The organism is Sphingobacterium sp. IITKGP-BTPF85 (assembly GCF_001006065.1).
GTDB lineage: Bacteria > Bacteroidota > Bacteroidia > Sphingobacteriales > Sphingobacteriaceae > Sphingobacterium > Sphingobacterium anhuiense.
This window is the reverse complement of sequence record NZ_ASZT02000046.1, coordinates 13,471-34,201: the sequence shown is the minus strand read 5'-3', so window position 1 is coordinate 34,201 and position 20,731 is coordinate 13,471. Positions and strand designations below refer to the sequence as shown.

Sequence of the window (20,731 nt, the reverse complement as noted above, 5' to 3'; positions counted from 1 at the left end):
TTTGAAGCCGCATATCCAGGTACATTGATTCCGCCTTGAAAAGAGAGTAAAGATGCTGTAAATATGACCTTTCCTGTTCCACGTGAAATCATGTCTTTACCTATTTCTCTGGTTAAGATAAACTGAGCATTTTGATTGATCTCGATAATTTCATCCCAATACTCATCCGGATGTTCTGCTGCGGGTTTGCGTAAGATATTACCGGCATTGTTGACTAATATATCAATGACAGGATGTTGTTCTTTTACCTTAGTAATAAATGCATACAAGTCATTTCGCTTTGAAAAATCACACTGATAGGCATGGAATTTTCTACCTAAAGATTCAATAGATTTTTGAACAGCAGAATTTTCTAGTTCTAATGTTGCAGATACACCAATTATATCTGCTCCAGCCTCAGCTAATGCCTCGGCCATAGCTTTGCCAATTCCTCTTTTGCAACCTGTCACAAGGGCTATTTTCCCTGTTAAATCAAATGATTGTAGTATGGACATTATTTTTTATAGCTAATGGTTAATGGTTTTTGTATTTGTTCTGATGCTTGTTGCAAATAAGCTTTCCAAGCATCCATATTTTCAATTTTTCCGGCTTTGTTGAAGGCTGCGCCAATATAATAAGTCAGGGTCTGATTATTTTTAGCCGCTATATTCCATAAAAATTGAGTTGGAGTATCAATAAAATCTTTCTTTACATGTGGTAAAATGATCGCTGTTCCCGTAATATTGCCTTTATTCTCTGGTTCCCAGTAAGCAAAGAAGTTTTCTTTTTTATAAATCGTGTAATTAGGATTTGCTTCTTTTCGCTTGGCGATACCCAATACGATAGGTGTCTCAGCAGCGGTTGCATTATGCATATTCATATTAATTCTACTTAACTGACTTTCAGCATCAATTGATATCTCTTTTTCAATACTGATCATCTGACCTTCTATTTCTTGAGGCTCATAAATTAATTTGAAAGTACTGCGTATAGGACCATTGTCCAGGACTTCTGATCGACGGTAGTGTTTTGTGTACTGAATTTGACCATTAAAGTATAGTGCCATATCACCTACCCCAAGGGTTTGTCCTACAGAATAATAGTCGAGACCTTTACCGTGATCGGCATGATAATCACCTGTTTTATACCACTCATCAATAATTAGATCGTTAGTCCGTTTTGACCAAAAATCAAAACCTTGTGCATCTTCAGAAGTCCCTTCTAAAGCTTTACCATATGCTCGAAAAGCTACAACATTGTTTTCCCATGCAAAATCATCTTTTCGTTCAGGGACATAGCGCGCATATGTTTTGCTTGCTGTCTTAACAGGTGCAGTGGCGGTAACAGCAAGTTCAATTTTGCTTTCGGAGCAATGTGAACCGCAATCAGTACATTTTGAGGTGTTGATTTTCCGCGCTTTTCCAGTTGATAGATGACCGGTTTTTTCGATTCTTCTTCCAAAATCGAAACGGTATCTTTTAGTTCAAAGTGCTGTTTAAATTTTTCGTAAGGAATACTCACGACTTCTTTTCTCTCAAAAGAAGAAGTATTGTGGATGAGTAATGAGATCTTATTTTGGGCAGATAAACTAGATGTAATACCGAGTAATAATGCCACCGATAATAATGATTTCATAGTATTTATTTTAAATCTGTAATTGCAGATTTGTCCATATCGTCGTAGTCGAGGTTTTCTCCTGCCATTCCCCAGATAAAAGTATAGTTACTGGTGCCTGCTCCAGCGTGAATTGACCAAGGGGGAGAAATCACAGCTTGTTCATTTTTCATCCAAATATGACGTGTTTCATCTACTGGACCCATAAAATGTGATACCGCTTGACCTTCGGGAACTTCAAAGTAGAAATAAACTTCCATTCGACGGTCATGGGTGTGTGCAGGCATCGTATTCCAAACAGATCCTGGTTTTAGCTCTGTCATACCCATCTGAAGTTGACAGGTATCAACAATCTTATTCAGTAACATCTGATTGATTGTTCTATGGTTTGCTGTCTCAAGAGATCCGAGTTCAATTTTATTAGCCGACTCTTTCGTTACTTTTTTTGTGGGGAAGGTATGGTGAGCAGGAGTTGAATTTAGATAGAATTTTGCTGGATTCGAGGGATCATTACTATTGAAGTAAACATCTTCTACACCTTTTCCGATATATAAGGCCTCTTTGTAGCCTAATTCGTAGGTGGTACCATCAACTTCTACTTTTCCAGCTCCACCAACATTAATAATTCCAAGCTCTCTTCTGCTGAGAAAGAAAGGTTCTTTCAACAATGCTGGAATCGTTTCCAATTTTATTTTTTCAGCAACCGGCATGGCACCTCCAGCCATGTAGCGGTCATAGTGTGAGTAAGTAAAATGTATCTGATCTGCTTCAAAAATATTTTCTATTAAAAAGTTCTCTCTTAAAGACTTTGTATCAAGTGTTTTACATTCATTTGGGCTAATTGCGTAGCGCGACTCATAATTCATTTTCATATTCTAGCGTATTTAAGAAACATGCTAAAAATAACATATAAATAGATCATAAGCCACAATAATCTTCGCAATCGATATCGGAGACTTTAAATAAATATTGAAATGATATAAGACCAGATGGCTGTTGTCAATAGACTTAAGATAATTCCTAAGCCAATAATGAGATTGATTAATTTCGTGTTTAACCTAAATTGTTGTACCACCATACTGGCTGTAATTAAAGTCGGCATAGCCGCTTCCATAATACTCACACGGGCGATATCCCCCTTAACATTGAGTAACAATGCGGCGATAAGAACAATCGCAGGCGCTAACATCAATTTATACAATAAGGTCATCGAAATTTGAGAAATCTCTCTCTTCATGCCTTTAAATTGCAACTGCAACCCAACAGAAAATAATGCCAAGGGCGCTACTGTAGATGCGATCTTATCAAAAAATGGTTCGGTAACACTCAAATCCACGTATTGTGCCAATACAAGGGCAAGTATGCAGGCGATAAAAGGAGGAAAAGTAACAAGTCTTATTAATAGGGCACCAACCTTAATCCCTTCATTATTGCTCCGGTCTCCCTTGATGGCACAAATAATCCCAACGGTAGACAATAGCATGAAATTTACCTGATCGCAAATAATAGCAATACTTAGATTCTGCTCCCCATAATAGGCAATAATTAAAGGAAAACCAATAAAAGAGGTATTGCTGTATGCCGACGACAATTCCAGCGTACTTCTTGACCGCTGACTATAGCCTTTATAGCGACAATACAGTTCCATAAAGAGCCAACTCCCTGCAACAACAAGTATAGGGGATAGGACAGGGAAAAAAGTTGCGTACTCCAGGTGATCTGGGGAATATATTTAAAAGATACGGCAGGTAAGGCGATATATAAAACCCATATATTAATGCTTTTTGAAGCATTTTCAGGAATTAATCTAAAATGCTTAAATAGCATTCCAGCACAGACACAGAATATAATAAGTATAAAATTGACCATTTTAAATTGGAAAACGATATGAATGGTCGAAGTTACTCAAAAGAGAAATTGACTTTATATTTTTTAGAATATATATCGGATAAAAATCATCTTTTTTTAATGCAGTTCTGCTGGTAGATATATGGCAATTATATTTTGAACATATTATAATTTCATGTAGTGATACTGTAGGAGTAATAGAGGGTTTCTAGAGGGTTCGTAGAGGTAAATCTATAGAAACCCTCTATAAAACCTAAATAATATCTGATATAAATCTCCTAAAATATTTAATGAGATACCTATATGTGCATCAGATGTCCTTTAAAAAATATGAGTTAAGGTCTTTTTAATGTATAAAAAGAAAAAGCAATAGGTTAAAAGCTAACGCTTTTCTTTTTTTCTTCCTAAATTAGCATCATGACAAAGAAGAAACCAACCATCTTGGTTGTGAATGATGATGGCATTACAGCTCCAGGGATTAAAGTTTTAATTGAAGAAATGCAAAAAATTGGCCATGTGGTGGTCGTTGCTCCCGATAGCCCGCAATCGGGTATGGGACATGCCATTACGATCGGGCGACCTTTGCGTTTAGACCGTATTGATCTGTATGAAGGGGTTGAGATGTATAAATGTTCTGGAACTCCGGTAGATTGCGTCAAATTGGCCGTAAATAAGATCTTTAAGGGGCGTAAGCCTGATGTATGTGTCTCTGGTATTAATCATGGGCTCAATCATTCGATCAATGTTTTATATTCAGGAACGATGTCCGCTGCGGTTGAGGGAGCAATAGAAGGAATTCCGTCTATTGGATTTTCTTTAGATAATTTTGATTACGATGCAGATTTTTCTCATTGTAGATCCTACCTGGTATCAATCACCAAGCAGGTGTTGGCAAATGGTCTTCCAAAAGGTTCTTTGTTGAATGTTAATTTTCCTAAAGATGAAGCCAAAGGTATAAAGATCTGTCGTCAGGCAGGTGGACATTATGTTGAAGAGTTTGATGAGCGTGTCGATCCTAGAGATCGGGATTATTATTGGATGACTGGCAGGTTTGAGTTGGAAGATCGTGGAGAGGATACTGATTCATACGCATTAAGCAAAGGTTATGTTGCTATCGTACCCACGCAGTTTGATATGACTGCCCATCATGTTATTCCTGAATTAAATTCTTGGGGATTCGATAGTTAATATGAAAAACAATTTAGGCATAGGGATTTTGTTGGGTGCCATTGCACCATGATCGCTTATTTACTTTCTACCTATACAACGCTTTTTGAAAAAACGATATCAGAAAAGCCGATGTTAATTTATGCCATAGCGGTATTTATCAACTTATTGGTTATACGTTTTTTGTTTAAAGGAGAAAAAGGTGCCTTAGCAAAAGGAGTCTTGGTCGCTACATTTATAGCAACCATACTTTATATTCTTACACATAAATTATCCATATGAAATTGACATTGGGTTTTTCACCATGCCCGAATGATACGTTTATTTTTGATGCACTTATTCATCATAAAATAGATACAGAAGGACTAGAGTTTGACATTGTATATGAAGATGTCGAAACCTTGAATTTAAAAGCCTTTAGGGGAGACTTGGCCGTCACAAAATTAAGTTACCACGCTTTTGCTTATGCTGTTGAAGAGTATGAGCTATTGGACGCCGGTAGTGCATTAGGTTTTGGAGTAGGACCCATGTTAATTACGAAAGATGAAGAGCTGGCTAAAGAGCTTCAAGAAATATTGTCATCCAAAACGGTATTAACGAAAGCACTAGCAGAATTACGGGTCGGTTATCCCGGGAAATATACGACAGCTAATTTTTTATTGGGTTTGGCATTTCCTGAATTGAAAAATAAAAAGGAACTTGTTTTTTCAGAAATTGAAGGTGCTTTGTTAACCGGCGATATAGATTTGGGATTGATCATCCATGAAAACCGCTTTACTTATCAGGAAAAGGGCTTATTTAAAGTGGTTGATTTGGGCGATTATTGGGAAAAAACGACAAATTGTCCTATTCCTTTAGGTGGTATTGTTGTTAAAAGAAGTATTCCTCAAGATATTAAAGAAAAATTGAACCGCGTTTTGAGAGCGAGTGTCGAATATGCTTTTGCAAACCCGACATCAGGTCTCGAGTTTATCAAATCGCATGCTCAGGAGATGAGCATCGAGGTGATGTATAAACACATTGAACTTTATGTCAATAAGTACTCTGTAGAACTTGGAAAAGAGGGGCGTTCGGCGATTGAAATCATGTTTAAGAAGGCTCAGGATATGGGCTTTATCCCTAAAACGGAAAAGAATTTATTTTTGTCATAAAAAATAGTAAAAAATATAGATATAGTGTGTTAGATATGATATCTAATAACTAAATTTGCCCGATTAGTGTCAATTTGTCTGCAATTTTAGTTTGGAGTCATTATTGAATGAAAGTCATAAATTGAGATAGAAAAGAATATTATGTTAAAATTTTTAAGTAAATTATTTGGAAGTAAATCCGAGCGAGATATTAAGGCGGTCCAGCCAATTGTAGAAAAAATCAAATCGGAGTACGAACAACTTCGCCGTTAAGTGATGATGAATTGCGTGGCAAAACCGCTGATTTCAAAAATAGAATAAAAGGATATTTAGCAGATATTGATAAAGAGATTTCTACTCTAAAGGCTGAAGCTGAAGATGATAATTTGGACATGTCACAAAAGACAGCGATATACGAAAGTGTAGATAAATTATCGAAAGACCGTGATAAAAAATTAGAAGAGGTTTTAATGGATATTTTACCAGAAGCATTTGCTGTGGTAAAAGAAACATCAAGACGTTTGGCAGAAAATAAACAATTAGTCGTTACTGCGACAGATTTTGATAGAGAACTTGCTGCGCAAAAGCAAAATGTGGTTATTGAAGGAAATCAGGCAACTTGGAAAAATGTATGGTTAGCTGCAGGAACTGAAGTAACTTGGAACATGGTGCATTATGATGTGCAATTAATTGGTGGTGTTGTCTTGCATCAGGGTAAAATTGCACAAATGGCAACTGGTGAGGGTAAAACATTAGTTGGAACCCTTCCTACTTATTTAAATGCATTAGCTGGTAATGGTGTGCATATTGTTACAGTGAATGATTATTTGGCACGTCGTGACTCGGAGTGGAATGCACCACTCTTTGAATTTCATGGATTGAGCGTAGATTGTATTGATAAACACCAACCAAACTCGCCGCAAAGACGTAAAGCTTATGCTTCTGATATTGTTTACGGTACGAATAATGAATTTGGTTTCGATTATTTGCGTGATAACATGACGCAGACACCCGATGCTTTGGTACAGGGTAAGTTACATTTTGCAATGGTGGATGAGGTCGATTCAGTTTTGATTGATGATGCGCGTACGCCATTGATTATTTCAGGTCCTATCCCACGTGGTGATCAACATGAGTTCTACCAATTAAAACCACGTATCGAACGTTTGGTAAATGCACAAAAAGCATATATCAATACGGTATTGAATGAAGCTAAGAAAGCAGTTAAAGCTGGAGATATCGATCCAGAAAAAGGTGGTTTAGCATTATTTAGAGCTTATCGCGGTTTGCCGAAAAATAAAGCTTTGATCAAATACTTAAGTGAAGATAATCACCGTCAGATTTTGCAAAAAGTGGAAAACTACTATATGCAAGAGCAGAATAAAAATATGCCTAAAGCTGATGCTGAATTGTTTTTTGTAATTGATGAAAAAAATAATCAAGTAGAATTAACGGAAAAGGGTATTGAGCTTATTACTGCTTCGGGAGAAGATCCTTCATTCTTTATCTTGCCAGATGTAGGTTCTGAAATTGCGGATATCGAAAAAGCGGATATTCCTTTAGAGGAGAAAGCTGCTCGTAAAGAGGAATTATTACGTGATTATTCTATCAAAGCTGAACGTATTCATTCAATCAATCAATTGTTAAAGGCATATACTTTATTTGAAAATGATGTTGAATATATTGTTGACGAAGGCAAAGTTAAAATAGTAGATGAGCAAACGGGACGTATCATGGATGGTCGCCGTTACTCAGATGGATTACACCAGGCAATCGAAGCAAAAGAGAATGTGAAAGTAGAAGATGCTACACAGACTTATGCGACGATTACCTTACAAAATTACTTCCGTATGTACCACAAACTTGCGGGTATGACGGGTACAGCTTCTACTGAGGCTGGTGAGCTTTGGGAAATATATAAATTGGACGTTGTAGAAATTCCTACAAACCGCGTTGCTTTACGTGATGACCGTCAAGATTTTATTTACCGTACTGCTCGTGAAAAATATAATGCCGTTGCGGAAGAAATCCAAAAGTTAACTGAAGCGGGAAGACCTGTGTTGGTCGGTACAACTTCTGTTGAGATCTCTGAATTATTAAGCCGTATGCTTCAATTACGTAAGGTAAAGCATAATGTCTTAAACGCAAAATTACACCAAAAAGAGGCCGATATTGTTGCGGAAGCAGGTCAACCTGGACAGGTAACTATTGCGACAAACATGGCTGGTCGTGGTACGGATATTAAATTAACAGATGAGGTGAAAGCTGCAGGTGGTTTAGCGATCATCGGTACAGAACGTCACGAATCTCGTCGTGTTGACCGTCAGTTACGTGGTCGTGCTGGTCGACAAGGGGATCCGGGATCATCGCAGTTCTTTGTTTCTTTGGAAGACAACTTAATGCGTCTTTTCGCTTCTGAGCGTATCTCTAACATCATGGTTAAAATGGGTGTTGAAGAAGGTGAAGTGATGCAACATAGTATGTTGACAAAGTCAATCGAAAGAGCACAGCGTAAAGTAGAAGAAAACAACTTTGGTATTCGTAAGCGTTTATTGGAGTATGATGATGTGATGAACTCACAGCGTACAGTTATATACACAAAGCGTAAGAATGCATTGTTCGGAGAACGTTTAGACGTCGATTTGAACAATATGATTTTTGATGTTGTTGAAGAAATTGTTGTTGATGCTAAAGAAGGCGGTTCATATGAAGATTTTCAAATTGAAGTAATCCGTATATTTGCTGTAAATCCAGAGATTTCGGAAGAAGAATTCACAAGTCTAAAGATCGAAGCGTTAACAGATCGTTTGTTTGATCAGATAATCAATGCGTACCACACTAAATTAAATACGGTAGCGGCACATACGATGCCAGTATTGCAAAATGTATTTGAAGAGCGTGGTAATGTTGTCGAAAATGTTGTTATTCCTTTCTCCGATGGTCTTCGTGGCATTCAAGTTGCTACAAATTTGAAGAAAGCAATAGAAACAGAAGGAAGAGAAGTTTTCAAATCTTTTGAAAAGGTATTGTTTTAGCATTAATTGATGAAGCTTGGAAAGAGCATTTACGTGAAATGGATGACTTAAAACAATCTGTTCAGAATGCTGTTTACGAACAAAAGGATCCGATCATTATCTATAAAATGGAAGCATTCAACTTATTTAAGTCGATGCTGGCGACCATGAATAAGGATATTGTAAGCTTTATCTTTAAAGGTGAGATCCCTGGACAAAATATGCAAAGTGTTCCAGAACGTTCTGTTCAAGCTGCTCCGGTACAGGTTAAAGCGACAAAAGCAGAGCTGGAATCTCCAATTGGAGTAAGTGCTGAGGATGTAGATACCCGTGATTTGGGCCCTACACAGCCTATCCGCAATGAAAATGCAATTGGCCGCAATGATGACTGTCCTTGTGGTTCTGGTAAGAAATACAAAAACTGTCACGGCGTTAATAGCTAGGCAGTGTTTTAAAAAAATATAATAATGCTTAAGAGAGGATTGATAGTTGTTTTTGCTTTAGTTGCTTTTACTTTTTCGAAAGTAAAGGCGCAACAAAATGAAAATGTAGTTGTCGTAAAAGATACATTAATTACGCTATTACAACACGTTAGGGCAAATATGGGTATCAATCCTGTCGAAAGCAAACCTGTTGCTGTACCAACTAAACCGACTGTAAGAAGCGCGGCTACGCGTACTACGGTTCGTGGTTTTAGGGTTCAGATATTTGCAGGCAGTGATCGTAACAGTGCTTTCTCAGAGCAGGCGCGATTTAGAAATATGTATAAAGATATTGATACCTATATTAATTACGATGAACCTAATTATAGGGTTAAAGTAGGAGATTTTAGGAGTCGATCTGAAGCAAATAATTTTATGAATTTGCTGCGTCAACAATTTAAGAACGTCTTCGTATTCTCTGAAAACGTTTTTGTTTACCAATAATCTTATTAAAATGGCAAGTATTAAAGATAAAGTTAATGCCTTAGCCCAACAGTTTTTTCAAGAAACAGTTCAAATGAGGAGACATCTTCATCAGCACCCTGAACTTTCTTTTGAAGAGTACAATACTTCGGCATATGTCAAGTCTGTTTTGAATGCTATTGGAATTCCCTTTGAAGAAATGGCTGATACGGGTGTAGTTGCCTATTTAACGGGTGACATCGTTTCTGATGAAGTGATTGCTTTACGCGCTGATATGGACGCTTTGCCTATCAAAGAAGTGGAAGGCAGGACTTACGGTTCTCAAAATCCAGGTGTCATGCATGCCTGTGGACATGATGTGCATACCTCATCTTTGTTAGGTGTGGCCAAAATACTGCACGCATTGAAATCGGAATTTGGAGGAGTTGTAAAATTGATTTTCCAACCAGGAGAAGAACGTCTTCCGGGTGGAGCATCCCTCATGATTAAAGAAGGAGTTTTAGAAAATCCTATTCCTTCAGCCATTATAGGTCAACATGTTATGCCTTTTATTGAGGCAGGTAAAGTTGGCTTTAGAGAGGGGAAGTATATGGCTTCTTGTGATGAACTTTTTGTGACAGTAAAAGGTAAAGGAGGTCACGGTGCCCATCCGCATCAAAATATTGATCCAATTGTTATCACAGCGCATATCATAACGGCACTGCAACAGATTGCGAGCCGATTTGCCGACCCAAGAACCCCTACAGTTCTTTCTTTCGGAAAGATCATTGCAAATGGAGCTACAAACATCGTTCCTGACGAAGTTTATCTTGAAGGAACCTTTCGTACGTTTGATGAAGATTGGCGCGCTGAGGCTCATGAAAAGATGGTTAAAATGGCAACAGGTATTGCAGAGAGTATGGGTGCGGTTTGTGATTTTGATGTACGTAAAGGATACCCGTTCCTAATTAACAATCCTGAACTGACAAAAGCAGCAAGAGGTTATGCTGAAGAATATCTCGGTAAAGAAAATGTTTTAGATTTAGATCTTTGGCCTGCGGCAGAAGATTTTTCCTATTACTCGCAGGAAGTAAATGCCTGCTTCTACCGTTTAGGGACAGGAAATAAGTCGAAGGGTATCCAGTCTGCTGTTCATACGTCATCTTTTGATATTGATGAGGATGCATTACAATTGAGCATTGGTCTTATGGCTTATATGACATTAAGACGTTTAGGTCAGTAAAGTCTATGTCGTCACATCATATTGTTCGAGAAAGGCAAGAGCCGGCACTACTGATAACGGATATTTATAGTATTGACAAAGAGTTGGTTGGACAGCTTTTAGAATGGTCTCCAACGATCGTTACGGATGTCAACTCTTATGAAGCTGTTACTTCTCAGGCCTATAAGGTAGATATCATCTTCACTCCGGGGCTCATGGATTTCCCGCAGGAGCATGTAAAGGCTGTTATTTATGAAAAAAATTTTATAGCCAGTGCTTTGAGTTATCTTATTGAGGAGGGGTACAAAGCTGTAAATATATTAGGATCTGGATTTGATCAGACAGTATTGGAATATTTTGCACCAATGATTGATATTGTATGGTTGCATCACGAAACGAGAACTATCTTTGTTCAATCGGGATTTGAGAAATGGATGCCTGCTGGGGATGAGCTTTTTATAGGGTATGTACTGAATGACTTGGAGACAAGTGGTTTGCAAGCGATTGGAGAAAATCACTTTAGAACAATTCAAGATGGTTTTTTTAGGTTAGAATTTTCATCACCAAAATATTGTTTATTGACAGAAAAATTATGAGCGCAGTAATTATTAAATCCGCAGGAAAAGATGAAGCGGCATTTATTAGTAAAATTGGACAGCAAAGTTATAATGAAACTTATCCTGCTATTCTAACGCAAGAACAAATTGATTTTATGTTGAATAAAAATTACACTGTTGATGCTATTCAGGCTTTAATGGACAGTGGTCAAGATTTTTATTTACTGTATGAAGGTGCTGTACCCAAAGGATTTGTTGCTGTTCAAAATAAGGAACAATCGATTTTGAGAATAGAAAAACTTTATCTGTTAGCTGAAGATAAGGGAAAAGGTTATGGAACGAAGTTCTTAAATTTTGTAGCTGATCTGGCTAAATCAAGAGATTTAAAGCTTTTAGAGCTAAATGTAAATCGGGGTAATCCGGCTTATCATTTTTATTTAAAGCAGAGTTTTGTTGTAACGGAAGTTGTTGACATCCCTTATTATGGTTATATTTTGGATGATTATGTTATGCAAAAAGACCTCACGCTTTAACGGTTTATTTTCGTAATTAAGTAGTATATTTGATATAAATAGTAATCATCATGAAAGAAGTAACAGTAGAAGAGCTTAAATCAAAAATTGATAATGGCGAAGATTTTCAATTAATTGATGTTCGTGAATCATTTGAATATGAGGTTTCTAATTTAGGAGGATTGAATATTCCTTTATCTGGAATCTTAATTGAAGTAGATAAAATCGCTAAAGATAAACCTGTCGTGGTACAATGCCGTTCAGGAAAACGTTCTGCGCAAGCAGTAATGATGTTAGAGCAACAAGGTTTTGATAATTTAGCAAATTTAAAAGGCGGAATCCTTGCTTGGAAAGAGGAGATCGATCCTGAGATTGATGTTTATTAATATACATCCATCAAGATTATACTTTTCATATCGATAATCAATAACCGAATAGGTTTACAATAAACAATCGTATTTAATGAAAAACTTAGAGCATCAGACTAAACAAGCTTTTTTGTTTAGTCTTGCTTTTTATTGCATTTCAATAATATCAAAATTCTTTTATTTTGAAATTTTTCCTATTCTCTTTAGTATATCTTTGTTACTCTCTTTAATCTGGGTCGTATTGGTACTGAGAGAAATCATTTTTTCTGGTCGAATTTCAAATACAGAGCGGATGCTCTTGGCTTTATTTATTATATTTTTCAATATAGTAGCGGGTCTATTTTATTTCTTCAAATTTAGGGAGAAGGTAATTGCTAAAAGTAATCTTATGACAAAAATTTTATTTTAAATATTCTAATCAACTTACTGATAGTAGGTGCAGTTTATTATGGCTATAAGTCTTATGAAGCAGGAAACATTTTAGTCTGTGGTATTTCGATCGCGCTATTGGTCGTCTTTATTTTCTTTAAACGTGTACTTATTAAGAAAGTTAGGATTGATTTAAAGAAAGAGGAAGAGCGAAGAAGATTAGAAAAGAACAAGCAATAAAAAGGGGGCTAATTTTTCAATTGCCCCCTTTTTATTATTACTTAACAAATGGTGGTTTTACCACTTTTGCTTTTATACTTTGGTTACGGATACTGATGAAGATTTCAGTGCCTTCTTTAGCGAAAGCATTATCTACATAGCCTAAACCGATTGATTTTTTCAATGTTGGAGATTGTGTTCCTGAAGTTACACGACCAATTTTGTTTCCTTCAGCATCTACGATTTCGTAATCATGACGTGCAATACCACGGTCAATCATTTCAAATCCTACTAGTTTTTTCTTGATACCAGCTTCTTTTTCCGCTTTTAGATTCGCCGAGTTAACAAATTCCTTCGTGAATTTTGTTACCCATCCTAAACCGCCTTCTAAAGGAGAAGTTGTATCATCAATATCATTGCCATATAAGCAGAAGCCCATTTCTAAACGAAGCGTATCACGCGCGCCTAAACCGATTGGTTTAATACCGTAAGCTGCTCCAGCTTCAAATATAGCATCCCAAACTTTGAGCATCTTCGTTAGCAACATAGATTTCAAAACCACCAGCACCAGTATAACCTGTAGCTGATACCAGCACATTTTCTACTCCAGCAAAGGTACCTTTAGCAAAAGAGTAGTATTCCATAGATGCTAGTTCAATATCTGTCAAAGATTGTAAAGCATCAGCAGCTTTAGGCCCTTGTACCGCAAATAGTGAAGTTTCGTCTGAAATATTTTTCATATCAACGCCAAAACTATTGTATTTGGAAATCCAATTCCAATCCTTCTCTATATTAGAAGCATTGACAACTAAGAAATATGTGTTTTCGTCGATGCGGTAAGTTAAAAAGTCATCTACTATCCCTCCAGTTTCATTTGGAAGATAACCATACTGTATTTTACCATCATATAATTTAGATGCGTCATTTGAAGACACCATCTGAAGAAGGTCTAGCGCTTTTTCTCCTTTTAGAATGAATTCGCCCATGTGACTAACGTCAAACACACCTACACCTGTACGAACAGTTTCGTGTTCATCATTGATGCCCGAATATTGAACAGGCATATTGAAACCTGCAAAAGGTACCATTTTCGCTCCTAAAGCGATATGCGTATCCGTAAGGGCAGTATTTTTGATCATAATACGATAAGTTTTATTTATTTACAAATTTACAAAATAAACATGGATTTTAGTCTAAAGATTAGCATTTATGCAATCGATTTACTGATCGATTGTCAAAGAATAAATCGTGGTTTCCATTTTATCATCATCTTTATCTTCGCAAAGAAAAAAAGTGATCTGATCTTCTGATTGCTCTTTTAAGGTAATGCCTTCAAATTTGTGCTTTCCCGGAATACGGATAGTTTCAATACTTTGAGAATTTTTACGATTAAATTTTCCAAGTATTGTGCCCGCAATTTCCCCATCTAAATAAGTTGAGTTTGATGCTTCGGCCGCAGCAATGAAATAAATGAAGTCACCAACCAGAATGGCATCGGTAAAACCTGCTTGTACTTGATCTATGAGCGGTAATTTGATCGCATCAAAACTGGATTTTTCAGTGTTGAACTTGTTGATTTTGAAGATTCCGTTTTGAGCTTTTTGACCATTACCTCTATTGAATAACCAAATCTCATCTTCCGTATGAATAACACCTTCAATATTAAAATTGTCCTGATCGACTAGAAATTTCTGCTGTAAGCGATGATATATTTTGGAAAAATCTTCGGTTAGAACCTCTTTTTGGTAGGTAATGCGAAGGTTACGGTTTGGCGTTGATCCTGAACCATAAATATAATATTTATCCTGATCGAAAGTTATGGATTCAAAATCTGGTTTTTTAGCTTTCGCTATATTCTCTAGATCTGATGTGTTTTTGTCAAGTTGAATTCTTGTTAGAAGTCGGTCATTTAGTCCAAAGTCGTACAAGTATTGACTGTTATCAGCGATTAGAAAAAGGTGATTATTTTGATGTACTAACCCTGACGCGGCACTGATACCGGTGATGGTTAGAAAAAAATCCAGTATGATATTCTTCATATTGAGTTCTCCATGTTTAAGATCTCGAGGACACGTTTAAATTCCGGTTGTAGTCCTGCGTTGATGATGATATTATTTTGTGTTTTGGGATGCTTAAATGTTATTTCAGAGGCATGCAACATCATGGTGTCCATTTCAAAATGCTCTTTCCAAAACTTGTTTTGTTTATTACAACCATGAGGGCGATCACCTATAATCGGGTGGAAGATGTGTGCGAAGTGCTTTCTTAACTGATGCATCCTTCCTGTTGTAGGATTTGCTTCAACTAAGCTATAACGGGATGTTGGAAATTCCTGAAGGAAAAGGAAGTTCTGTATGAGCGATTGTTTTGAAATCGGTTTGTGCTTCCTGTATTACCCCGTTATCTTTTTTCAGGGGATAGTCAATGTGCATCTCTTCGGGCGCATGGCCACGTAATATCGCTAGATATTTTTTATCGACCTGTTGGTTCTGAAATAACTGCTGCAATTCCTTATCCATATCCTTATTTAAAGAGAATAAGAGGATTCCAGCTGTTTTTCGATCAAGGCGATGTGCAGGGTATACCGTTTGATTAATTTGATCACGCAAGAGCTGAAGGGCAAATTCGGAAGCATCGCGCGCGATAGATGAACGGTGTACAAGTAAACCATGTGGTTTATTAATCGCAATGATATCTTCGTCTTGATATAATATTTCTAACATGTTGGATTAATTGTTCTTTATAGCATCGATTATTTCGGTCGCTTTTTCGTCAATCTTAGGGCTTAACCATATTTTTCCGAAAGCACCGACACCTATGGGGTTCTCCTTACCTTGCCATTTAATTTTTGTTAATGAAAAAAGATAGAAGTTTTCAACGAGAACGTTTTTCGAAACAAAATCTTCGACTGCATTATTTCCGAATAACTGCATGCCGATATCAAATAAGCTCTGTTCTTTTTTACCTAATTGATTTTTTAATAAATATTCGGCTTTTTCCTTCACAACAAGTTCATGTTGTTCCTTTTTCGGATTTGTCCATATTGCTGCAATAACAATGAAAATGATTACTAAAGCAAAAATTCTTTTTTTATTCATTTTTAAGAAATTGTGTATACAAAAATAGCGTTTATACATCCATATAAACGCTATTTTATGATTTTATATACATTCGGTTAAAAAAGTAATTGCCAAACCCATTCTCCGGCAATCCATAAAAGATAGATGGTGCCGACAAAAAAGAGGACAATGATCGATAGAATACCCAGTAGTAACCAAATCGCAGAACCTTGATGTTTGTTTTCGTAGTAATGCTCTTTCATCAATTTGATATTCTTGGTATTTGCCTTGTTAAAGAAATCAAATACATTTCCAAAAAGTGGAATTGCTCCTAAAATTGCATCAATTGAAATATTAATCAGCATTTTGACGACTAATTTAGAGCTCGCTCCATTTCTCCACATGACCATTACCAAAACGAATGACGTTCCAAAGCTGGCAATTGTTCCTGCAAAAGGAACAAAATTAAGAAGTGGATCAAGACCAAAGCGGAATCCAGCTATCTGGAAATTATTATCCATCAGCCAGGAGAGTCTTTCAACCCAACCGAAATCATGATCTCTTCTTTTTTCTTTGTCAGCTAAAGATAAATCTCTTTTCATTATAATATTTCAAAGGATGCATTTACCTCACTTGTAATTTTGATCGGTTTAATATCCAAGTCCAGATCATCAGCTACATCTGCAGCTTCCATGTTACTTGATTTGAATGAAGCCATGGCACGTGGTGAATTGAAATAAATCATTTGTGGACTTTCAGACAATAGAATTGCTTTTCCAACTTTTTGACCAGCAGCTTCAGCTAAAATTTTCGCATTTTCCATCGCATCTTTAACCGCTTTAACTTTTAATGTTTTTTCAAGTTCTTTCTTTTTTGAATAATCAAGTTCGCTGATTGCTGTATTCTGTATTCCGGCAGCATCAACACCATCGAACAAATCATTTAATTTATTCAATTGCGTTACTTTAATACGGTATTGACGAGAAAGTAAGATTTCAGTTTCTTTTTTCTTCTTTGTAGCATAGTTCGTACTGTAGATGTTTTGAATTGTAAAATCCTTTTTTTCAACCCCTACATTTGTTGCTGCTTGAAATAATTGCTTTTCAAGAGTTTCGATTGAAACCTTTTTCTTTGTGTTTCCGTCTTGATAAAATTCCTTTAAAGTAACGTTTATATAAATAATATCGGGTGTTACTTCTTCTTCCGCTCTTCCGATGGTTGTTACCATATCTTTATTTGTCATTTGTTGTGCTTGTAAAGTGTGTACAGATGCAAATAGCATTATTCCTAACAATAAATTTTTCATACTTTTTCTATTTTAATACTTGTTTTCAAAAATCGAACCATTGTTTGTTTCTATTGATGTAGACGCAGTTTGAGCCAAGTAGTTTAATGGAAAAAATTAAAAAGATAAAGGATTTTAATTTTTTTTAAATATCTTTAAGAAATTTAATACAATAAAACAATGCAAGAAGGAGTAGTAAAATTCTTTAATGAAACCAAAGGTTTCGGTTTCATCATTCCAAATTCAGGCGAGAGCGAAATCTTCGTTCACGTTTCTGGTTTAGTAGACAAAATTCGTGAAAATGACAACGTTTCTTACGAAGTAGAACAAGGTCGTAAAGGTCTTAATGCGGTAAATGTAAAGTTATCTAATCAGATTTTAAGATATATTTATTGTAGAAAAGCCCGATTTCAGAACGAAATCGGGCTTTTTTATACACTTCTAATTATGAAATTTAATGAGTTTCGGGAGCCTTTTTATATTGTATGGAATCTAATTTCCATTTGTATGCTTCTTTTTTTAGTAGTACTGTTTGTTTTAGATAGTTCTTTATTACTTGTAGCTGCGCCGATTTGTCCATCAAAGCTAAAAGGGACGGAATGTATGCTATGTGGTATGACAAGGGCATTTTTAAAAATTAAAGAAGGAGATTTCTCACTGGCCTATCAGTTTAATCGTGGAAGCATAATTTTGTTTTCATTGATTGTCGTAAATTCTATTATCTTTATAAGTGAAAAAATTATAAACCATAATAAACTATGAGAATAGCAGGATTACTATTGGGTATTCTATCCTTAATCGGGATGTTAGTGGCATTTATCCCTTGTTTAGGTTGGTTAAACTGGCTTAATATTCCTTTTGCTGTAGTAGGTTTGATCGTTAGTTTGATTGCTTACAATGATGTCAATGTGCAACCAAATAACCAGCCAAAGACTGGCATTATTTTATGTGTCATTGCAATTGTATTTGGTGGGTTTCGTTTGGCTGTTGGTGGCGGTATTTTTTAAAATACCATAATCAAGATATTAAATACAGCTGATATAGATTGATCTATGTAATTGATTTAATCTATATCAGCTGTATTTATTTACGAATTATGAGGAGCAAAGGGGTCATTATTGCCTCTTTCAGAAGGAGGGGGTGGAGGAATATGTCCGAAAGGATTCTGGTCTGCAAATGGATTATCATTTTCGTCAGCCTTTGGATCTTGACCATATTCGTTAGGACCTTTATCTCCTTCTAAACAGAAAAGATATATTAGGTAAATATTTAGGAGCGGAATGATACCTATCAACAACACCCATCCTGATTTATTAATATCATGAAGACGTCTAACCCCTACTGCTAAAGCAGGTAATAATAGTGCTAAGCTTACAAGCACATTTATATAAGAAAATGTTGTGGACATTAGGCCTAAAATAGTAAGTATAGTAGCAATTATAGCGTTAAATAACGCGAACATCCAGTATTCTTTTCTGCGGGCTCGACCATCGAAATTTGCATAGTTGTCGCGAACGACTTTCAGAAACCATTCCATAATGTTAAGTTTTAATTAGGTTTTTTTATTAAAGTATATCTAAAAGTAAGGAAATAAATTTCAATTAGATGATTTAATGAAAGATTTCTTCTAAGATATAGAGCGATTTTATTTCTCTGAAATTCGTGAGATGTAGTCTGTAGTAGTCGATTATTTTTTCTAAGAGTATCTGACGGTCTTTAGTACTCATTTTGATATCTTCTGAGGAGTTGAATTCTGTTGCCATCAATTTTCTAAAAAGCGTGGTGTGAGGTTCCTGTAATACATAGGGATGTTCGGGAAGCTGATTGGAGAAAGTGGCAGATTCCAAATTGAAATAGGGATAGTTTTTCGAAGCTTCAACAGGGTAAAAACCCAGAAAACGACTTAAGTTAATAAGAAATACCAAATGAAAATTTGCAAGATTTGTTTCAGAGTTATCAAGCCATAGTATCGCTTGATACAAATATTCGAATAGAAATGGATCTCCAGATTGCTCCCTTAAGATTTTATAGAGCACTTCATTGAGAAATATTGCTAATGAGCTTTTGACAATATCGTAAGGTATACTTTTTAAAGGAGGTACCTGCCGTGCTTCATTTATGCGATGCAGGGAATTGTTATCTTTAAAGGTTACAACCATATCTAAAGGATGTAAGGCCTGTAAGAACCCCGATCTAATTTTAGCTTTAGGTTTGCGGGCGCCATTCACAAGGTATGATTGCAAGCCAAAGTGTTCCGTATAAATTTGAGATACGACGCTACTTTCAGAATAATTGGTGGTTTTTAATACAATACCTCTAGTTTTATGAAGCATATTTATTTATCTTTTTTCTCTTTTCGCATTTCTATCAATGCATTTCTATCAATCTTGCGTATTAGGCGATAAATAATACGAAGAAACCCGACTCCAAAAGAAATTACCCCTAAAATCATAATAGGTTTATACCAATTATTTTGTAATTTCATTAGATAATAACTGACCAGGATGAGTATAATAGCAAGTATGATTTCTAATAGTCCTCTGCGTAAATATTTATTCATGATGTTTACAAGTGTGAATTGTTGAAAACTATTTTCTATGTTTAAGCAAATATAATATAATTAAATACATTATTTTTGCCTTTACCAAGGCCTGGATATTTATTTTTTTAAAAATAAATCCTTAAAATTGTTGCATTTAACAAAATAAATATAGATATTTGCACACTCTTTGCGAAAAGATATATTTAAATTAAGACAACAAAATAACATAATATCATGTCAAGAATTTGTGATTTAACAGGCAAAACAGCAATGAATGGATATAATGTATCTAATTCTAACGCTAAAACAAAACGTAAATTTTACCCAAATTTGCAAACAAAACGTTTCTTCATTCCAGAAGAAGATCGTTGGATTACATTAAAAGTTTCGACTTCGGCGATTAAAACTATCAACAAAATCGGTATCACTAATGCTATCGGTAAGTTCATAAAAAAAGGATCAATTTAATTGATTTTTCGCCTGTTGCATAAAATATCATTCATGAATTTCAATCCTAGCATTTTATAGGATTCAAAATAAAGTAAAACAATGGCTAAAAAAGGAAATAGAGTACAAGTTATCTTAGAATGTACTGAACACAAAGAAAGTGGTCTTCCGGGAATGTCTCGTTACATCACTACTAAGAACAAGAAAAATACAACTGAGCGTTTAGAATTGAAAAAATTCAACCCAGTATTGAGAAAAGTTACTGTTCACAAAGAAATTAAGTAATTCACATCTTAGTTGCTGTGTAAGCACTAAGTTAAAATATTAATACCATGGCAAAGAAATCTGTTGCATCGTTACAAAAAGGTGGCGGTAAAGAATATACAAAGGTTATTATTACTACTAAATCGACTAAAACGGGAGCTTATACTTTCAAAGAGGCGATGATTCACAATGATAAAGTAAAAGATACTTTAGCAGAGGCTGCAAAAAATAACTAGTAATTTTCCTTTTTT

Annotated in this window: 27 protein-coding genes and 3 pseudogenes; 16 read left to right on the top strand and 14 right to left on the bottom strand. The window is 35.6% G+C overall.

Going from position 1 to position 20,731, the window contains the following annotated elements; all coding sequences use genetic code 11:
* The 5 genes from L950_RS11160 to L950_RS11145 form a co-directional block, all read right to left on the bottom strand.
* The coding region (locus L950_RS11160) for an SDR family NAD(P)-dependent oxidoreductase (protein WP_021189183.1) at positions 1-494 on the bottom strand (494 nt) is incomplete at its 3' end.
* Positions 494-1,336 carry a DUF4861 family protein gene (locus L950_RS11155; RefSeq protein WP_231577118.1) on the bottom strand — a complete coding sequence of 281 codons (843 nt, stop codon included), beginning with the start codon at positions 1,334-1,336 and terminating at the stop codon, positions 494-496. The genes L950_RS11155 and L950_RS11160, both read right to left, overlap by 1 nt.
* Positions 1,228-1,614, bottom strand: a complete 387-nt coding sequence (locus L950_RS32870; protein WP_021189181.1) for a hypothetical protein — start codon at positions 1,612-1,614, stop codon at positions 1,228-1,230. The genes L950_RS11155 and L950_RS32870 overlap by 109 nt, the downstream gene beginning before the upstream one ends.
* Before the next feature lie 5 nt (positions 1,615-1,619).
* Positions 1,620-2,465, bottom strand: a complete 846-nt coding sequence (gene kduI, locus L950_RS11150) for a 5-dehydro-4-deoxy-D-glucuronate isomerase (RefSeq protein WP_021189180.1) — start codon at positions 2,463-2,465, stop codon at positions 1,620-1,622.
* Positions 2,466-2,551: 86 nt separating this feature from the next.
* On the bottom strand, positions 2,552-3,241 hold the full coding sequence (locus tag L950_RS11145) for an AEC family transporter (RefSeq protein WP_021189179.1): 690 nt from the start codon (positions 3,239-3,241) through the stop codon (positions 2,552-2,554).
* A gap of 617 nt (positions 3,242-3,858) precedes the next feature.
* On the opposite strand from L950_RS11145, the gene surE reads away from it, so the two are divergent.
* The 10 genes and pseudogenes from surE (at position 3,859) to L950_RS37280 (ending at position 12,904) form a co-directional block, all read left to right on the top strand.
* Positions 3,859-4,629: a 5'/3'-nucleotidase SurE gene (gene surE / locus L950_RS11140; protein WP_021189178.1), complete on the top strand. Its 771-nt coding sequence runs from the start codon at positions 3,859-3,861 to the stop codon at positions 4,627-4,629.
* Positions 4,630-4,677: 48 nt separating this feature from the next.
* Positions 4,678-4,890, top strand: coding sequence for a hypothetical protein (locus tag L950_RS11135; RefSeq protein ID WP_021189177.1), 213 nt, complete (start codon positions 4,678-4,680; stop codon positions 4,888-4,890).
* Positions 4,887-5,759 carry a menaquinone biosynthesis family protein gene (locus L950_RS11130; RefSeq protein WP_021189176.1) on the top strand — a complete coding sequence of 291 codons (873 nt, stop codon included), beginning with the start codon at positions 4,887-4,889 and terminating at the stop codon, positions 5,757-5,759. The genes L950_RS11135 and L950_RS11130 overlap by 4 nt, the downstream gene beginning before the upstream one ends.
* 141 nt (positions 5,760-5,900) lie before the next feature.
* Positions 5,901-9,195: pseudogene (gene secA, locus L950_RS11125) on the top strand (preprotein translocase subunit SecA).
* Positions 9,196-9,219: 24 nt separating this feature from the next.
* Positions 9,220-9,678, top strand: coding sequence for an SPOR domain-containing protein (locus tag L950_RS11120; protein ID WP_021189175.1), 459 nt, complete (start codon positions 9,220-9,222; stop codon positions 9,676-9,678).
* Positions 9,679-9,688: 10 nt separating this feature from the next.
* Positions 9,689-10,879 (top strand): M20 family metallopeptidase, encoded by a 1,191-nt coding sequence (locus L950_RS11115; RefSeq protein WP_021189174.1) that lies wholly within the window; start codon positions 9,689-9,691, stop codon positions 10,877-10,879.
* A gap of 5 nt (positions 10,880-10,884) precedes the next feature.
* A complete protein-coding gene (locus L950_RS11110) occupies positions 10,885-11,454 on the top strand; it encodes a hypothetical protein (protein WP_021189173.1) in 570 nt (189 codons plus the stop codon).
* A complete protein-coding gene (locus tag L950_RS11105; protein WP_021189172.1) occupies positions 11,451-11,948 on the top strand; it encodes a GNAT family N-acetyltransferase in 498 nt (165 codons plus the stop codon). The genes L950_RS11110 and L950_RS11105 overlap by 4 nt, the downstream gene beginning before the upstream one ends.
* A gap of 50 nt (positions 11,949-11,998) precedes the next feature.
* Positions 11,999-12,313 (top strand): rhodanese-like domain-containing protein, encoded by a 315-nt coding sequence (locus L950_RS11100; protein ID WP_021189171.1) that lies wholly within the window; start codon positions 11,999-12,001, stop codon positions 12,311-12,313.
* A gap of 384 nt (positions 12,314-12,697) precedes the next feature.
* Positions 12,698-12,904: a DUF6358 family protein gene (locus L950_RS37280; RefSeq protein ID WP_410528125.1), complete on the top strand. Its 207-nt coding sequence runs from the start codon at positions 12,698-12,700 to the stop codon at positions 12,902-12,904.
* Between the two features lie 37 nt (positions 12,905-12,941).
* Here L950_RS37280 and gcvT read toward each other — a convergent pair.
* The 7 genes and pseudogenes from gcvT to L950_RS11065 all read right to left on the bottom strand — a co-directional run bounded on the left by gcvT (position 12,942) and on the right by L950_RS11065 (position 17,248).
* Positions 12,942-14,019: pseudogene (gene gcvT / locus L950_RS11090) on the bottom strand (glycine cleavage system aminomethyltransferase GcvT).
* Between the two features lie 84 nt (positions 14,020-14,103).
* Positions 14,104-14,922: a DUF6929 family protein gene (locus L950_RS11085; RefSeq protein ID WP_021189169.1), complete on the bottom strand. Its 819-nt coding sequence runs from the start codon at positions 14,920-14,922 to the stop codon at positions 14,104-14,106.
* A complete protein-coding gene (locus tag L950_RS36450; protein WP_316930607.1) occupies positions 14,919-15,161 on the bottom strand; it encodes a hypothetical protein in 243 nt (80 codons plus the stop codon). The genes L950_RS11085 and L950_RS36450 overlap by 4 nt, the downstream gene beginning before the upstream one ends.
* Positions 15,162-15,192: 31 nt before the next feature.
* Positions 15,193-15,606, bottom strand: a complete 414-nt coding sequence (locus tag L950_RS36445) for a pseudouridine synthase (protein WP_316930606.1) — start codon at positions 15,604-15,606, stop codon at positions 15,193-15,195.
* Between the two features lie 6 nt (positions 15,607-15,612).
* A complete protein-coding gene (locus L950_RS11075) occupies positions 15,613-15,981 on the bottom strand; it encodes a DUF4359 domain-containing protein (protein ID WP_021189168.1) in 369 nt (122 codons plus the stop codon).
* 77 nt (positions 15,982-16,058) lie between these two features.
* A complete protein-coding gene (locus L950_RS11070) occupies positions 16,059-16,544 on the bottom strand; it encodes a DUF4112 domain-containing protein (protein WP_021189167.1) in 486 nt (161 codons plus the stop codon).
* On the bottom strand, positions 16,544-17,248 hold the full coding sequence (locus L950_RS11065) for an SIMPL domain-containing protein (RefSeq protein ID WP_021189166.1): 705 nt from the start codon (positions 17,246-17,248) through the stop codon (positions 16,544-16,546). Before L950_RS11065 ends, L950_RS11070 begins: the two co-directional genes overlap by 1 nt.
* 159 nt (positions 17,249-17,407) lie before the next feature.
* Between L950_RS11065 and L950_RS32860 the strand changes: the two are divergent.
* From L950_RS32860 to L950_RS11055, 3 genes and pseudogenes are all read left to right on the top strand, one after another.
* Positions 17,408-17,593 (top strand): annotated as a pseudogene (locus L950_RS32860) (cold-shock protein); the annotation flags it as partial.
* Positions 17,594-17,674: 81 nt separating this feature from the next.
* Entirely contained in the window at positions 17,675-17,989 is a 315-nt protein-coding gene (locus L950_RS35305; protein ID WP_316930610.1) for a DUF2752 domain-containing protein, read from the top strand.
* Entirely contained in the window at positions 17,986-18,234 is a 249-nt protein-coding gene (locus L950_RS11055) for a hypothetical protein (RefSeq protein ID WP_021189164.1), read from the top strand. The genes L950_RS35305 and L950_RS11055 overlap by 4 nt, the downstream gene beginning before the upstream one ends.
* An 80-nt stretch (positions 18,235-18,314) precedes the next feature.
* Here L950_RS11055 and L950_RS11050 read toward each other — a convergent pair whose 3' ends face one another.
* Together L950_RS11050 and recO are read right to left on the bottom strand one after the other, a co-directional pair.
* Positions 18,315-18,764 (bottom strand): DUF805 domain-containing protein, encoded by a 450-nt coding sequence (locus L950_RS11050; RefSeq protein ID WP_021189163.1) that lies wholly within the window; start codon positions 18,762-18,764, stop codon positions 18,315-18,317.
* 73 nt (positions 18,765-18,837) lie between these two features.
* Positions 18,838-19,560 carry a DNA repair protein RecO gene (recO, locus tag L950_RS11045; protein ID WP_021189162.1) on the bottom strand — a complete coding sequence of 241 codons (723 nt, stop codon included), beginning with the start codon at positions 19,558-19,560 and terminating at the stop codon, positions 18,838-18,840.
* 443 nt (positions 19,561-20,003) lie between these two features.
* Between recO and rpmB the strand changes: the two genes are divergently transcribed.
* The 3 genes from rpmB to L950_RS27825 all read left to right on the top strand — a co-directional run bounded on the left by rpmB (position 20,004) and on the right by L950_RS27825 (position 20,716).
* Entirely contained in the window at positions 20,004-20,237 is a 234-nt protein-coding gene (gene rpmB, locus L950_RS11035) for a 50S ribosomal protein L28 (protein WP_021189160.1), read from the top strand.
* Positions 20,238-20,318: 81 nt separating this feature from the next.
* Positions 20,319-20,501 carry a 50S ribosomal protein L33 gene (gene rpmG, locus L950_RS11030; RefSeq protein ID WP_002998409.1) on the top strand — a complete coding sequence of 61 codons (183 nt, stop codon included), beginning with the start codon at positions 20,319-20,321 and terminating at the stop codon, positions 20,499-20,501.
* A 47-nt stretch (positions 20,502-20,548) separates the two neighbouring features.
* Positions 20,549-20,716 (top strand): DUF4295 domain-containing protein, encoded by a 168-nt coding sequence (locus L950_RS27825; RefSeq protein ID WP_021189159.1) that lies wholly within the window; start codon positions 20,549-20,551, stop codon positions 20,714-20,716.
* Positions 20,717-20,731: the final 15 nt, after the last annotated feature.